Origin of the sequence: Paraburkholderia sp. Cpub6 (assembly GCF_014201065.1) — a bacterium.
GTDB lineage: Bacteria > Pseudomonadota > Gammaproteobacteria > Burkholderiales > Burkholderiaceae > Paraburkholderia > Paraburkholderia tuberum.
This window is the reverse complement of sequence record NZ_JACHDM010000041.1, coordinates 20316-34947: the sequence shown is the minus strand read 5'-3', so window position 1 is coordinate 34947 and position 14632 is coordinate 20316. Positions and strand designations below refer to the sequence as shown.

General features: G+C 62.9%; 15 protein-coding genes. 10 read left to right on the top strand and 5 right to left on the bottom strand.

From position 1 onward, the window contains the following. The 3 genes from HDG33_RS34795 to HDG33_RS34785 form a co-directional block, all read left to right on the top strand. On the top strand, window positions 1–210 hold a 210-nt coding region (locus tag HDG33_RS34795), incomplete at its 5' end, for a transposase (protein WP_184040354.1). 412 nt (window positions 211–622) lie between these two features. Further along, window positions 623–1582 carry a transcriptional regulator FtrA gene (gene ftrA, locus HDG33_RS34790; RefSeq protein WP_090806428.1) on the top strand — a complete coding sequence of 320 codons (960 nt, stop codon included), beginning with the start codon at window positions 623–625 and terminating at the stop codon, window positions 1580–1582. Window positions 1583–2049: 467 nt separating this feature from the next. Then, window positions 2050–3267, top strand: a complete 1218-nt coding sequence (locus HDG33_RS34785) for a DUF2252 domain-containing protein (RefSeq protein ID WP_184040351.1) — start codon at window positions 2050–2052, stop codon at window positions 3265–3267. A gap of 184 nt (window positions 3268–3451) precedes the next feature. Here HDG33_RS34785 and HDG33_RS34780 read toward each other — a convergent pair whose 3' ends face one another. The 4 genes from HDG33_RS34780 to HDG33_RS34765 form a co-directional block, all read right to left on the bottom strand. Next, entirely contained in the window at window positions 3452–4930 is a 1479-nt protein-coding gene (locus HDG33_RS34780) for a DASS family sodium-coupled anion symporter (protein WP_184040348.1), read from the bottom strand. A gap of 52 nt (window positions 4931–4982) precedes the next feature. Further along, a complete protein-coding gene (locus HDG33_RS34775; protein WP_184040329.1) occupies window positions 4983–5930 on the bottom strand; it encodes a lactate/malate family dehydrogenase in 948 nt (315 codons plus the stop codon). 104 nt (window positions 5931–6034) lie between these two features. Continuing rightward, on the bottom strand, window positions 6035–6418 hold the full coding sequence (locus HDG33_RS34770) for a nuclear transport factor 2 family protein (protein ID WP_090810122.1): 384 nt from the start codon (window positions 6416–6418) through the stop codon (window positions 6035–6037). A 180-nt stretch (window positions 6419–6598) separates the two neighbouring features. Beyond that, on the bottom strand, window positions 6599–7591 hold the full coding sequence (locus tag HDG33_RS34765) for an AraC family transcriptional regulator (protein ID WP_184040326.1): 993 nt from the start codon (window positions 7589–7591) through the stop codon (window positions 6599–6601). Window positions 7592–7686: 95 nt separating this feature from the next. Between HDG33_RS34765 and HDG33_RS34760 the strand changes: the two genes are divergently transcribed. Both HDG33_RS34760 and HDG33_RS34755 read left to right on the top strand, forming a co-directional pair. Next, window positions 7687–8931: a DUF1479 domain-containing protein gene (locus HDG33_RS34760; protein ID WP_184040323.1), complete on the top strand. Its 1245-nt coding sequence runs from the start codon at window positions 7687–7689 to the stop codon at window positions 8929–8931. 82 nt (window positions 8932–9013) lie between these two features. Further along, entirely contained in the window at window positions 9014–9169 is a 156-nt protein-coding gene (locus HDG33_RS34755; RefSeq protein WP_184040320.1) for a hypothetical protein, read from the top strand. 123 nt (window positions 9170–9292) lie between these two features. On the opposite strand, the gene HDG33_RS34750 is transcribed toward HDG33_RS34755, so the two are convergent. Continuing rightward, window positions 9293–9679, bottom strand: coding sequence for an ester cyclase (locus HDG33_RS34750; RefSeq protein ID WP_184040317.1), 387 nt, complete (start codon window positions 9677–9679; stop codon window positions 9293–9295). Between HDG33_RS34750 and HDG33_RS34745 the strand changes: the two genes are divergently transcribed. The 5 genes from HDG33_RS34745 (at window position 9666) to HDG33_RS34725 (ending at window position 14630) form a co-directional block, all read left to right on the top strand. Next, window positions 9666–9932 carry a hypothetical protein gene (locus tag HDG33_RS34745; RefSeq protein ID WP_184040314.1) on the top strand — a complete coding sequence of 89 codons (267 nt, stop codon included), beginning with the start codon at window positions 9666–9668 and terminating at the stop codon, window positions 9930–9932. The genes HDG33_RS34750 and HDG33_RS34745 overlap by 14 nt on opposite strands. Window positions 9933–9999: 67 nt before the next feature. After that, window positions 10000–11418: a GH1 family beta-glucosidase gene (locus HDG33_RS34740; protein WP_184040311.1), complete on the top strand. Its 1419-nt coding sequence runs from the start codon at window positions 10000–10002 to the stop codon at window positions 11416–11418. Between the two features lie 94 nt (window positions 11419–11512). After that, a complete protein-coding gene (locus HDG33_RS34735; RefSeq protein ID WP_184040308.1) occupies window positions 11513–12751 on the top strand; it encodes an ABC transporter substrate-binding protein in 1239 nt (412 codons plus the stop codon). A gap of 8 nt (window positions 12752–12759) precedes the next feature. Continuing rightward, window positions 12760–13716, top strand: coding sequence for a carbohydrate ABC transporter permease (locus tag HDG33_RS34730; RefSeq protein WP_184040305.1), 957 nt, complete (start codon window positions 12760–12762; stop codon window positions 13714–13716). After that, window positions 13713–14630, top strand: a complete 918-nt coding sequence (locus tag HDG33_RS34725) for a carbohydrate ABC transporter permease (protein WP_184040302.1) — start codon at window positions 13713–13715, stop codon at window positions 14628–14630. Before HDG33_RS34730 ends, HDG33_RS34725 begins: the two co-directional genes overlap by 4 nt. Window positions 14631–14632 lie beyond the last annotated feature (2 nt).

The following is a 14632-nucleotide window of genomic DNA, read 5'->3' as shown; positions in this document are numbered from 1 at the left end:
ATGGCGGTCGAGCGAACCAAGGCGCAGATCCGTTCGCGGGTTGAGCATCCGTTTCATATCGTCAAGAACCTGTTTCATCATCGCAAGACCCGATATAAGGGCTTGGCCAAGAACACCGCGCAACTGTTCAGCCTGTTCGCTCTGGCGAATCTGGTGATTGCGCGAAATCTGTTGCGATCGGTCCATGGGAGCAATCCGTCAAGCGTATGAAAAATGCGAGCAGGGAGGCTCGTTTACGCGTCCAATTCACCGAACTGAGTGTCGATTCACTTCGTCATCCAGAAAATTCGACGCCATCTCGCCCGCAACTTGGGCAGTTGGTCCATTGATCAGCGTTTCCCTAGGCGTCGCAGGTTGAGGAATACTATCCGGTAGCGTTCAACGCGGATTAAGCTCAAAGTGCCCGGATATATCGGCAGAATCTATAGTAACCAGTAAAAAAAGAGAATCTTTCATTCGAATTTCTTTTTTTCGATTCTATTGATTTGCTTCTCAGCGCTTTTTTCGAGTCAATTGCTAATTTTTTCGGATCTATTGTGCAGGGACAAGGCACGGTCGATTGTGACGAGCGGCGGGGCGCCCGGTAAGTGGCGTGATCGTCAATCTTCGGTAACATTACGCCATGCACAATCATCTCGTCGTCGCGCTGGCCTACGACCGGCTTTGCACCTTCGAATTCGGCTGCGTGACCGAACTGTTCGCGCTCGAGCGTCCCGAGCTCGGCGTGCCGTGGTATCGCTTCGCGGTTTGCGCGAGCGAGCCCGGTCCGATCCGCGCGGCGGGCGGCATCACGCTGGCCGCGCCCTACACGCTGAAGCTGCTCGCGAGCGCCGACACGATCGTCATTCCGGGTTGGCGCGATGCCGACGAGGTGCCGCCGGCCGCGCTGCTGCGCAAGCTTCGCGCGGCTTACGAGCGTGGCGCGCGGCTCTGCTCGATCTGCTCGGGCGTGTTCGTGCTCGCGGCGGCCGGCGTGCTCGACGGCAAGACCGTGACGACCCACTGGCGCTACGCGGACAAGTTGCAGCAGCGCTATCCGCAACTGCGTGTGCAGCCCGACGCGCTGTATGTCGATGAAGGGCAGGTGATCACGTCGGCGGGATCGGCGGCCGGGCTCGACATGCTGCTGCATCTGGTGCGGCGCGATCATGGCGGCGCGGTCGCGAATCGCGTCGCGCAACGGCTCGTGGTGCCGCCGCATCGCGAGGGTGGCCAGGCGCAGTTCGTGCCGCGCCCGATGCCGCCCGACGAAAGCGGACGTATCGCGAAGCTGATGGACTGGGTGCGCAGCCATGCGGCCGAGCCGCATACGCTGCGCTCGCTCGCGGGGCGCGCGGCGATGAGCCCGCGCACGCTGCAACGGCAGTTCCGCGACGCGACCGGCATGGCGCCTTATGAATGGCTCGTCAGGGAGCGCGTCGCGCTTGCGCGTGAGTTGCTCGAAGCCGCGACGCCGCTGCCGATGGCGCGTGTCGCCGAGCTGGCGGGGTTCGGGTCGGAGGAGTCGTTGCGGCGGCATTTTCGCCGGATCGCGTTGACGAGTCCAGGGGCGTATCGGCGCAGGTTCGGTGGAGAGGGGTGAGTGGGGCCGGGCGATGTAATCACCTTGCTCACCGCGGCGACGACCTGACCAGGCGAGCCAGCGCCGATGGCTGGCTATCGCGTAGCGCGTCCCGCTCATCACGAAGGCGAGTATGGCGACGGAGGTCGCTGGAAAGGCCCAGTCGAGCAGATCGTAAGCACAATGGATGCGACACATTGATGACATTGGACATGTATCCGAACCACCATAGCGCGTTCGTCAGCAACAGGAGCGCGGTCGCGTTGAACGCCAACAACGACGCATAGAACTCGAAGTTCGAGCCTGTCGAGCGCGCCCACTGGCGATACCCGTAGGCAAGCAGCCCACCGATCGCCACTGCCGCGACAAGCAACGACAGCCACGTCACTGCATCCGGGTTGAACCCGCATTGAATTCGCGGCACGCCCCGAGGTCACAGCAGCAGGCACGGAGCTCACGTCGAGCTTGCCCATTCAACGGAACCCGCTATGTCCGATATCGCAAAGATCATCGCCAACTTCAACGCCGGGCGGGACCCCGAACGACTCGCGATGAAATACAAAGCCATGCGCGGCTCGCCGTTCGTGTTTCTGCGCGGCACCTGCCACCTGTTCTATGCGCGTCTGCCGCGCGCGAACGTACTCGACGACGCGCCGCACGTGTGGATCTGCGGCGACATGCACCTCGAAAATTTCGGCAGCTACAAGGGCGACAATCGCCTCGTCTACTTCGACAACAACGACTTCGACGAAGCCTGTCTCGCGCCGGTTCCGTACGAGCTCGTGCGTCTGTTGACGAGCGTGCTGGTCGGCGCGGCCAACCTGAAGCTGAGCCGCGCTGAAGCGCTCGCGCTGTGCCACACCGCGCTCGATGCCTATGGCGCCGCGCTCGCGTACGGCAAGTCGCGCTGGATCGAAGCGGAGACCGCGACCGGCATGGTGCGCGATCTGTTCGTCGCGCTCGCGAGCCGCACGCGCGCCGCGCATCTGGACCGTCGCACGGTGCTCAAGGGCAAAACGCGCATGCTGAAGGTCGACGGCAAGAAAGCGCTGCCCGTCAGCGATGAACGGCGTGCCGCGGTCGCGCAGTTCATGCAGCAGTTCGCGGTGACGGAGCCGAATCCCGAGTTCTACCGCACGCTCGATGTCGCGCGCCGCATTGCGGGGACGGGCAGCCTCGGTGTCGATCGCTATGTGATTCTGGTCGAGGGCAAGGGCTCGCCCGATGGCAACTACCTGATCGATTTGAAAGAGGCGCTGCCGTCATCGGTGAGTGCGCACGTGACGGCGACGCAGCCGAAGTGGCAGACCGAGGCACAGCGTGTCGTCGAAGTGCAGCGGCGCAATCAGGCGGTCTCGCAGGCCTTTTTGCACGCGGTGGAATTCAACCAGCGCTCCTATGTGCTGCGGAGTTTGCAGCCGTCGGAAGATCGCGTCGCGCTTGCCGACTGGGACGGCAAGCTGCCGCGGCTCGAGGCAGTGATCAACAGCATGGCCGAGTTGAGCGCGTGGGCGCATCTGCGCAGCGGAGGGCGGCAGAAGTCGGCGATCGCGGACGATCTGATCGCGTTTGGCAGTCGGCGCGATTGGCAACTGCCGTTGATCGATCTTGCGACGCAGTGTGAGGCGCAGGTCGCGGCGGACTGGAAGGCTTATTGCGAAGCTTATGATCGGGGAACCTTCGAGACTGGCGGCACGGGCAACTGAAGCGTTGCATTGGAGGGCCGGCGCGGGCGTCAGGGCTGCGGACGGCGTCGCGGTGATCGGCGGCGATCGATGACGAGCGGGGAAGTTGCGCGGGTCATGACCGCTCGCGATTGACGAAGCGGGAAGCGGAGCAGGATCACGTGTGCGCGGGCCGTACGAGCCGCGCGGCGAAAGTCGCGTTGTCTCATACGTGCCCCAGCACCTTCCACCAAAGCGGCCCAACGACCAGCCAGGCCACCATGTAAAACAGGCTCATCAAAAATCCCGCCTTCCACCATTCGCCCTGGGTCACATAGCCCGCGCCGAACATGACGGGACCGGAGCCGATGCCATATTGCGTCAGGCAGCCGTTCACATTGCTCAGAATCCCGAGCGAGACTGCGGCGACGAAGGGCGGGACGCCGGCGGCGACCATCAGTGCCATGGAGAGCGGAAACAGCGCGCTGATATGCGCGGTGGCGCTGGCGAAAAAGTAGTGAATGTAAACGTAGATCGCCGCCACCATCATATAGACCGCCAGCATCGGAAAGCCCGCGAGATGCGCGCCGAATTCCTTGCCGAACCAGCTCACCATGCCATATTCGTTGAGCTTGGAGGCCAGCATGATGAGCAGGCCGATCCAGATCATCGTGTCCCAGGCGGACTTCTCGTTCAGCGCGTCCTGCCAGGTCAGCACGCCGCTGATGAACAGCAACGAAACGCCGATCGCCGCCGCGAGCGTCGCGCCGACGCCGAGATCGTCGCCGAACACCCACAGCACCAGCAAGCCGACGAAGATGCACGCCATGATGATTTCTTTGACCGAGATGGGCCCCATCGTCGTGAGCTCTCGTTGCGCGAGGTCGGTGGCATCGGGGGTGCGTCTGACCTGCGGCGGGACGATCCACAGCATGGCGATCGGAATCACGGCGAGGCACAGCAGACCGGGGATCGACGCCGCCACCGCCCAGTCGAGCCAGCTGATCGACACGCCCTGGTCCGCGGCCAGCCTGACCGCCAGCGGATTGCCCGCCATTGCCGTGATGAACATGCCCGCCGTGATGATGTTCGCGTGGAAGGCGCAGAGAATCAGGTAGCGTCCCACCTTCACGCGTGATTCCGGATCGTCGGCGTGACTGCCCAGCACTTCGGAAATGGCTCGCGTGATCGGCAACATCACGCCGCCCGCGCGCGCGGTGATGCTCGGCATCGCGGGGGAGATCACGAGTTCGGTCAACACGAGCCCGTAGCCGAGCCCCGTCGTTCGCTTTCCCAGCAATCGCATGAACAGAAGCGCGATCCGGCGGCCAAGGCCGGTCTTGATCACGCCGCGTGAAATGAAAAACGCGAGCATCACGAGCCATACGAGGTCGGTGCCGGTGGATTTGGTGACGTCGGCAAACGACAGAACGCCGACGAGCACGCCAATGGTCGAGCCGATGATGGCAACCACCGACATCGGCAGCGGGGCGGTCATGATGCCGGCAATGGTCGCGACGAACACGGCGAACATATGCCACGCCTTCGGCTGGAGGCCGGCGGGCGCGGGCAGAAACCACAGCGCGACGCCGACCGCGATCGGTACCAGATATTTCCAGACACCGGCCGGCAGTCCGACCGAGGGCTTCGGCGTGGCGGGAGGCGAGCTGGTGGGCCGTGAAACCTTGGCAGGTGTAGGAGCCATGATGGACCTCGTGCCGGCGTGGTTGGGTATTTTCGGAGTGCGCGGGAAGGCGTCACCGCTCGTGGAGCACCCTTTCCGTCGCGTCCTTGACGATGCGCGCGCTACCTAGCAAGGTCTCGCGCTCGATAGGGTCGAGTTCCGGATAGGCGATCAACCGCGCGCCCGCGCCGTTGACGACCATTGGCAGCGACACGCACACGTCCGGTACGCCTTCCACTTCGGGCTGGACGATGCCAACCGTGAGAATCAGATCGGTGTCGTGCACGATGGCCTCGCAGATCCTTCCTATCGCGCTGGCGATGCCGTAATGGGTGGCGCCTTTGCCTTCCTTGATGAGCTTCGCCGCCTCGTGGACGGAGCGCAGGATCAGATCCCTGCTGGCGGGGCCCAGCTCCTTGCCGTTGCGCGTCAGGAAGGTCTCGAGGGGCATGCCGCAGACCGTTGCGGCGGACCACTGGATCACGGCCGATTCGCCGTGCTCGCCGAGCACATAGGCGTGAATCGCGGAGGCCACCACGCCGAGCCGCTCGGACAGCAGGGAGCGCAGCCGCCCGGTATCGAGCGAGGTTCCCGTGCTGATGACGCGCTCGCGCTCGCAACGCAATTGGTCGTAAACGGCGCCGGTCAGCACGTCGCATGGGTTGGTCGCGATCAGATAGATGGCGTCGGGCGCGAGCGGCGCGATCCGCCCGACGATTTCGGTCGCGATGTCCGCATTGGTTCTGGCAAGGTGCAGGCGCGTCTCGCCGGGTTTGACGCCGGCGCCGGCCGTGATCACGACGATGTCGGCGTCACGCGCGTCTTCGTAGTCCCCTGCGCGAAAACGGCTGTGCCCCCAGAATGCCGCGGCGTGGGCGAGATCGAGAACCTGTCCCTCAGCGCGCACCCGCGCGACATCGATCATGACGACTTTCGCACTCGGAATGGCCAATGCCACGAGCAGGGCTGCCGATCCCCCGACCAGCCCCGCGCCGACGATAACGATCTTGGCCTGCCGCATAGCGAACCTCGTCAAGTTCGGGCTTCAGCCCCCTCGAAGCATAGTCGCATGCGCGCGTTTGTCATCAATCGGACCTTGGTCCTACACGGCCGCCGCGCGTTTTTTCACGCGGTCCGCTCAACCCATTGACTCCGCCAATCCGGGGCCTCGAACGGATCAGCAAAATACTGCGTCTCGTGGACGACCTTGCCTTCGCGGAACTCCATCACGCTGACCGTGTAAGCGATGCGCCCCTGATAGTTGATCGTGTACTCGGTGATCCACAGATTGCCCTCGCCTTGAATTCGCCTGATCGCGAAACCCGATGGCTTGCCGGGATGATGGCCGCGCAGAGCCTGCAAATTGGTTCGTCCATGAATTCGCTCGCCTGATTGGGGATAGTCGCAGATCGCATCGTCGGCGTAGATAGCGTGTTCGGCGTCGAGATCGCCGTCCGCCGACGCTCGCCAGTGTGCGTTCAAGGCTTCACGTATCGCTTGTTCGTTCATGGAGTGCCTCCAGAGTCGGGTATTGCAGTCGACCAGCCGCGCGTTGCCGTCGCGTTGAAATTTCGCCGCCAGCGCATAGTCTGCGCCATAAAATCCCTGGCCCCACCCTTGCTGCAAGTACTCCCCCGGACGTGCAAAAAATGTCTGGCGCCTGCAGGGATTGCTCGCCGAGTAGTCCGGTCATTCGGACTGCCGGCCTGCACGCGCGGGCCGAGACATCCGCTTGCCGTCTCCTTTGTTGCGAAGTCTCTGCAGAGAAGGCGAGCGCTCGGTGAGCATTGGCGACATCTGTTGCTCCGCCCGCCGCGCGCCCGCGAACTGCTGCCTGAATTCAACCGGCGTCATGTCCTTGGCGGCTTTGAATTGCCGGTTGAAATTCGCGACGTTCGCGAATCCGGAGCGCGTCGCAATGACGGAAATCGGCGCTTGCGTATCGGTCAACATCCGGCATGCGTGGCCGATTCGTACGCGCGTCACGTAGCGCCCGACGCTCTCGCCAAGATGCTGCGTGAAATGCCGCGTCAACGAGCGCTCGGAAAGCCTCGACGCCTTGGCCAGCGCGGAAAGCCGAAGCGGGTACGCGAACTGTGTTTCGATCAACGCGAGCACGCGATTGATCTGATCGGATTCGTGGCCAGTCGGCGTGCCGGTTCGCGCGTCGAATGCGCTTGGGGACGCGAGCGGCGTGGCGGGGAGCGCCGACAGCAGATCCAGTACATCGAGCGCCGCCTGCAAGCGTTCGCGCGGTTTGTCGGACAGCAGGCGGTCGAGGTGTTCGCGCATGCGTGTGCCGGCACCGTCTTCGAACGCGAGGCCGCAGGCCGCTCTGCGCAACAGGTCGCAAAGTCCGTTGTATTCGGGGCAGACATCGGCGAGTCGCCGCACCCACGCGCCGTCGAACCATACGACGATCGCGACCTGCGGGTGCGCCGCGTCGATCGAACGGTTCGAGGCCCAAGTGTGCGGCAGATTCGGCGGCACCAGCACCAGATCGTCCGCGCCGTAGGTCGCGACGGAGTCTCCGATGTACCGCTTGCCCTGACTGTTCATCGTCAGCGTCAGCTCGTACTCGGGATGGTGGTGCCATTCGAAAGGGATGCGGGGCAGCCGGCGGTGGTAAACCCTGACCGAACAGTCGCGGCCAAAATCCACATGTTCAAAAGCGGCTTTCATGTCCGAAATCGTCAAATCTTTGACCGGATAGTATCACGCAGGCGGCGATCGTTCGCGTACGCTTCAAGCATCAGAAACCACATGGAGACGATGCAATGGCCTTGCAAATCGACGACCTGCCGGCAGCCATCCGTCAAGCGAAGCGCCAACTGCGCGCGATGCTGCCGAACTACCGCGACGTGTTCGCCGACGTCGAAGCGGCGATGACGAAGGAGGCGGAGCGAATCGCGACGCTGCGTGAGCGCGGCGAGCCGGTCATTCCGGAAATCCAGTTCGCCGACATCGTGGCGAACCGGGTCACCGACGAGCAGATCGCGCTCGTCAAAGCTCGCGGCGCCTGTGTGATCCGCAAGGTGTTCGGCCGGTCGCTCGTCGAGCAATGGGATCAGGACATCGCCGACTACGTCGAGCGCAACGACCTCGACGCAAAGCTGCAGAATCGTGCGGAAGACAAGTACTTTGGGCAGCTCGCCTCGAGCAAGCCGCAAATCTACGGTGTGTACTGGTCGAAACCGCAGGTGCTCGCGCGGCAATCGACCGAGCTCACGCAGGCCCGCGTGTTCCTGAACCGGCTGTGGCGCACCGAAAGCGAAGGGCGCGTGCATTTCGATCCGAACCATGTGCCGGTGTATGCGGACCGCCTGCGCCGTCGGCCGCCCGGCTCGGAATCGCTCGGGTTGTCGGCGCATTGCGACGGCGGTTCGGTGGAGCGCTGGATCGAGCCGAACTTCCGCAAGGTCTATCGCCATGTGTTCTCGGGCCACTGGCGCGACTACGATCCGTTCGACGCCGCGTGGCGAACCGAAGTCGAGGAGATCGCATCGCCGGCCGTCTGTTCGATGTTCCGCACGTTTCAAGGCTGGACCGCGCTGACGCCGCAGGGCCCCGGCGACGGCACGCTGCAGTTGGTGCCAATGGCGAACTCGATGGTCTACATCCTGTTGCGCGCGCTTCAGGATGATGTCGCCGAAGACGATCTGTGCGGAGCGATGCCGGGGCGCGCGCTGTCGATCAAGTCCGGATATCACGCGCCGCTGTTTCATGCGCTGTCGTCGATTCCGCTGATGCAGGCGGGCGACACCGTGTTCTGGCATAGCGACGTCATTCACGCGGTCGAGGACGCGCATCGCGGCAACGGCTATAGCAACGTGATGTATATCGCTTCGCTGCCGGGCTGCGCGAAGAACGATGCGTATCTGAAGCGGCAACTGCCGGGCTTTCTCGAAGGCAGGAGCCCGCCGGATTTTCCGGCCGATCATTTCGAAGTCGATTTCGTCGGCCGCGCGACGCCAGACGATCTCACCGAGCTTGGCCGTGCGCAAATGGGCTTCGATTTGTGACCGGAAGGGGCATGGCCGCGTCTGGATCGGGAGCGGAACTTGCTGCCGCTTCAGCATAGCAACGACCTAAGGAGGACCGGCCATGGCAACCACACCGAACAAGGACGAAAACCCGATCCGCCCGGATCAGTCCGACGTCGTGCAGACGGATCTGCCCGACGTCGGTCCATCGCAGGACCCGGATGAGCCGCCGCTCGATCCCGACGTCGACCCCCATCGCGAGGACGACGAGCCATAGACGAGCGCATTCGCCCGATAAAAAGAATCGAAGTGAAATGCGGGCGTTTCTGATAACCGCGGCATTTCCCCACATGGCAGAATTGCCGCGCGAAGCGTGTGAGCGCGGCGTGTCCTTGAGCCGCTACAACTGACTCTCGATCGCGGCTTTATCGATGACCGACCAGACTTGCTGGATCTTGCCGTCACCAAACTCGTAGAAAACGTTCTCGGAAAACTCCACCCGTTTTCCTTGCACGGGAAGCCCAAGTAACAAGCCGATTGGTGTGCAGTCAAAATGCAATCGGCTTGCGATATGTGGCGGCTCGCAAACCAGCATCTGAATCTCGAAGTGCAGGTCGGGAATTTCGCGGAAGTCTCTTTCCAGCATCTCGCGATAGCCGGACAAACCGATTCGTTGGCCGTTGTACTTCACGTCTTCGCCAACGAAGTCTCGCAGCTTTGACCAGTCCTGCGTGTTCAGGCAGGCGATATAGCCGCGGTAGAGTTCCGACAGATTGAATTCGCTCATCGCAATCGTCTTCCATGCTTCAGTGGATAAGCCGATTGTCGGCGATCCGAGACTTTGCGTTGCACGGCTGCCAGGGATTTTCGTCGGAAGCCGCAACTATCCGTTGCAGTCGGACAACCTCGATGCGCGCCGCATCACCCTCGCACGCATGCCAGAAACCCCTCCAGACAAACCCGGATTGCTGCGCCGATTTCCCCGCTGCTATCGTTCGCTGGACAGTGTGGAAGCGCTTCCACTTAAGCGTTCACCGTAAGTCCGAACGCGAGCGCCTCGAGTTCCACCACACCCGGTTCAACGACCTCATTGGCAGGAGAGAATCCGTGGCAAACGACGCATCCGCAGTCATCGACGCCAGCCGTCCAGCCGCTCACGGCGACCCGCATACCGATCCATTCACACCGCCCGCCGATTCGTCGCTGTGGCGCCAGGACTTCCTGCTCGGCGCGGCCACCGCGTCGTATCAGATCGAAGGCGCGGTCAACGAAGACGGCCGCCTGCCGTCGATCTGGGACACGTTCTCGGCCACACCGGGCAAGGTGTTGGCCGGCGACACCGGCGCCGTCGCGTGCGATCACTATCATCGCTGGGAACAGGACGTCGACCTGCTCGCGGGCCTCGGCCTCGAAGCGTACCGGCTGTCGACCGCATGGCCGCGCGTGATGGACGAAAACGGCACGCCGAACCGCAAGGGGCTCGACTTCTACAAGCGCCTGCTCGAACGGCTCAAAGAGAAGAACATCACGACTTTCGTCACGCTTTATCACTGGGACCTGCCTCAGCATCTCGAGGATCGCGGCGGCTGGCTCAATCGCGAAACCGCGTACCGTTTCGTCGATTACGCGGATCTGATGAGCCGCGAGCTGCACGGCCTCGTCGATGCGTGGGCGACGCTCAACGAGCCGTGGTGTTCGGCGTACCTCGGCTACGGCAACGGCCATCACGCGCCGGGACTCTCGAACCTGCGCTTCGCCGCGCAGGCCATGCATCATCTGCTGCTCGCGCACGGTCTCGCGATTCCGGTGCTGCGCGCGAACGATCCGCGCTCGCACAAGGGCATCGTCGCGAATGTCGGGCGCGGCACGCCGAATAGCGACAGCGCCGCCGACCGTCGCGCGGCCGAGCTGTTCGAAGTTCAGCACAACGCGTGGATTCTCGATCCGCTGTTCAAGGGCGAGTATCCGCAAGACCTGTTCGAGTTGTGGCCTGGCAGCGAGCCACTCGTGCTCGAAGGCGACATGCAGACGATCAATACGCCGCTCGATTTTCTCGGCATCAACTATTATTTCCGCACCAACGTGGCGAGCGATGGTGGGCACGGTTTCAAGGAGGTGCCGCTCGAGGGTGTCGAGCGCACGCAGATGGGCTGGGAGGTTTGCCCTGACGGTCTTCGCGATCTGTTGACCGGTTTCAGGGATACCTATGCCAATCTGCCGCCGATCTACATCACCGAGAACGGCATGGCATCGGACGACAAGGTGATCGACGGCCGCGTCGAGGACACGCAGCGCATCTCGTTCCTGAAGCGCCATCTCGCCGCGGTCGATCAGGCGATCAAGGCGGGCGTCGACGTGCGCGGCTATTTCCTGTGGTCGCTGATGGACAACTTCGAGTGGGCTTTCGGCTATGAGCGGCGCTTCGGCATCGTGCACGTCGACTACCAAACGCAGAAGCGTACGGTCAAGCGCAGCGCGGAGCTGGTGTCGAAATTCCTCCAAGATCGCAACGCGCAAGCGCAATAAACACAATTAAAACGACGCAGCAACGATGTAAAACCGGGTGGAGCTGATTGGTATTTCGACTTGACACACGGGCACTCAGCCTGGAGGAGACGGAATGAACAGCAACAGAATGGTCTTGCGAGGCGTAGTTGCGGCACTGGCGCTGTATGGCGTCGTCGCGCATGCGGAACCGCTCAAGGCTAACGTGATTCACTGGTGGACCTCGGGCGGCGAGTCGGCCGCGATTCGGCAGTTTGCCGTCGCGTACGACAAGGCCGGCGGCCAATGGGTCGACAACGCAGTCGCCGGCGGAGATCAGGCGCGTGCCACCGCGATCAACCGGATCGTCGGCGGTGATCCACCCACCGCCGCCCAGTTCAATACGTCGAAGCAGTTTCACGATCTGATCGACCAGGGACTCCTGAATAACGTCGACGACGTCGCCGCGAAAGAAAACTGGAACGGCATTTTCCCGCAGTCGATTCTCGACAGTATCCGCGTGAAGGGCCATTTCTACGCGGCGCCGGTCGACATTCATATGCCCGCGTGGTTCTTCTACTCGAAGCCGGTGTTCCAGAAAGCGGGCATCGCGAGCGAGCCCAAAAGCTACGACGAATTCATCGCCGATCTCGGCAAGCTGAAGAGCGCGGGCGTGATTCCGCTCGCGTTCGGCGGCCAGCCGTGGCAGGAGAAGATCACGTTCGACGCGGTGCTCGCCGATGTGGGTGGCCCGGACCTGTATATGAAGGTCTATCGCGATCACGATCAGAACGCGGTGAACTCCGATGCGTTCAAGAAGGTGCTCGTGTCGTTCAAGCGGCTGCACGATTTCGTCGATCCGGGCTCGCCTGGCCGCAACTGGAACGACGCGACCGCGCTCGTGACTTCGGGCAAGGCCGGCGTTCAGATCATGGGCGACTGGGCGAAGGGCGAGTTCGTCGCGGCGAATCAAACGGCGGGCAAGGACTTCGGCTGCTTCCCGGGCTTCGGTCCTCGTTCGCCGTATCTGGTCGCGGGCGACGTCTTCGTGTTCCCGAAGACCGACAGCGCGTCGGCGATCAAGGCGCAGAATCTGCTCGCCACGGTGATGACCTCGCCGTCCGCGCAGGTCGCGTTCAGCGCGAAGAAGGGCTCGATTCCGATCCGGTCTGACGTCGACGCAAGCAGCCTCGACATCTGCGCCAAGGAGGGCATCGCGATCATGAAGGACAAGTCGCGCCAGTTGCCGAATCCGGAAATGCTGCTGTCGCCCGATACGCAGGGTGCGCTGACTGACGTCGTGACGAACTTCTGGAACAAGAACGAGTCCGTCGACGACGCGCAGAAAGCGTTCGCCAGCGCGTTGAAGGGCTAGGCCTCGCCATGCACGCGCTCAAGCTGCCAGCCGAGGGTTCGAAACCACAGGACAAGTCGCACCCCAAACCGCGAAACAAGCCGCTGAACCGGCGGTTTTCGATCGCGGTCTGGCTGGCCTTGCTGCCGATGCTCCTGACCGTCGTGTTCACGTACCTGGGCACGATGGTCTGGACCGCGCGCGTGTCGCTCAGCAATTCGCACACGTTTCCGTCGCACGACTTCGTGGGCTTCACGCAGTACGTGCGGCTCTTTCACAACGACCGCTGGTTGACGTCGCTGCAGAACATCGTGATCTATGGCGCATGTTTCATCATCGCGTGCATGGTGATCGGCTTGCTGCTGGCGATCTTTATCGATCAGCGCGTGGTCGCGGAAGGCGCGTTGCGCACGGTGTTTCTGTATCCGTACGCGATGTCGTTCGTCGCGACCGGGCTCGTGTGGCAATGGATCCTGAATCCCGCGCTCGGTGCGCAGCAGGTGCTGCGCAATCTCGGCTTCGCGCATGCGCGCTTCGACTGGATCGTCGATCAGGACTGGGTCATCTACACGATCGTGATCGCGACCGTGTGGCAGGCTTCGGGCCTCGTGATGGCGCTGTTGCTCGCGGGCCTGCGCGGCATCGACGAAGAGTTGTGGAAAGCCGCGCGCATCGACGGCATTCCTCGCTGGCGCGTGTACGCGAGCATCGTGGTGCCGATGCTCGGACCGTCGATCTCGACCGCGTTCGTGCTGCTGTTCGTGATGGTCGTGAAGCTGTACGACGCGGTCGTCGCGATGACGCAGGGCGGCCCCGGCACCGCGAGCGAAGTGCCGGCCAAATTCATCATGGACTATCTGTTCGGGCGCGCGAACATCGGCCTTGCGTCGGCTGCATCGATCGTGCTGCTGGCGACGGTGCTCGCGGTGCTCGCGCCGTTCTTCTATGCACGCAGCCGTGCGGCGCTGCGCGGGGAGAGAGGATGAACACGCTCGATTCCACGCTCAAAGGCGGCATGCCGCATCGCGCGCGCACGCGGCCCCGCCGCTCGGCGTTCTCGCCGGCGCGGCTCGGCATCTACGCGTTTCTGCTCACCGCGGCGGTGTTCTTTCTGCTGCCGCTCTACGTGATGCTGGTCACGTCGGTCAAACCGATGAGCGAGATCCGCCTCGGCAATCTGCTCGGCTTGCCGATGCATTTCACGCTCGACGCGTGGAGCGCCGCATGGCAGTCGGCCTGCACCGGGCTCGATTGCAACGGCATTCGCGTCGGCTTCTGGAACTCGGTGCGTATCGTCGTGCCAAGCACGGTGCTGTCGATCATGGTCGGCGCGGTGAACGGCTACGCGCTGTCGTTCTGGCGGCCCCGCGGCGCGGGTCTGCTGTTCGGCGTGCTGCTCGTCGGCGCGTTCATTCCAGTGCAGGTAATGATCTATCCGCTCGTGCGCGTGCTCGCGAGCGTGCATCTGTTCAGCTCGCTGCCGGGCATCGTGCTGATCCATACGATGTTCGGCATGCCGGTGATGACGCTGCTGTTCCGCAACTACTACGCGTCGATTCCGCAGGAGCTGTTCAAGGCCGCGCGCATCGACGGCGGCAGCTTCTGGCGCATCTTCTTTCAACTGATGCTGCCGATGTCGACGCCGATCATGGTCGTCGCGCTGATCATGCAGGTCACGAACATCTGGAACGACTTCATTCTGGGCCTCGTGTTCGCTGGCACGAAGAATCTGCCGATGACGGTGCAGTTGAACAACATCATCAACACGACGACCGGCGAGCGGCTCTACAACGTCAATATGGCGGCGACGATCCTGACGTCGCTGGTGCCGCTCGCGGTTTATTTCATTTCGGGCCGCTGGTTCGTGCGCGGCATTGCGTCGGGCGCCGTCAAGGGGTAGGG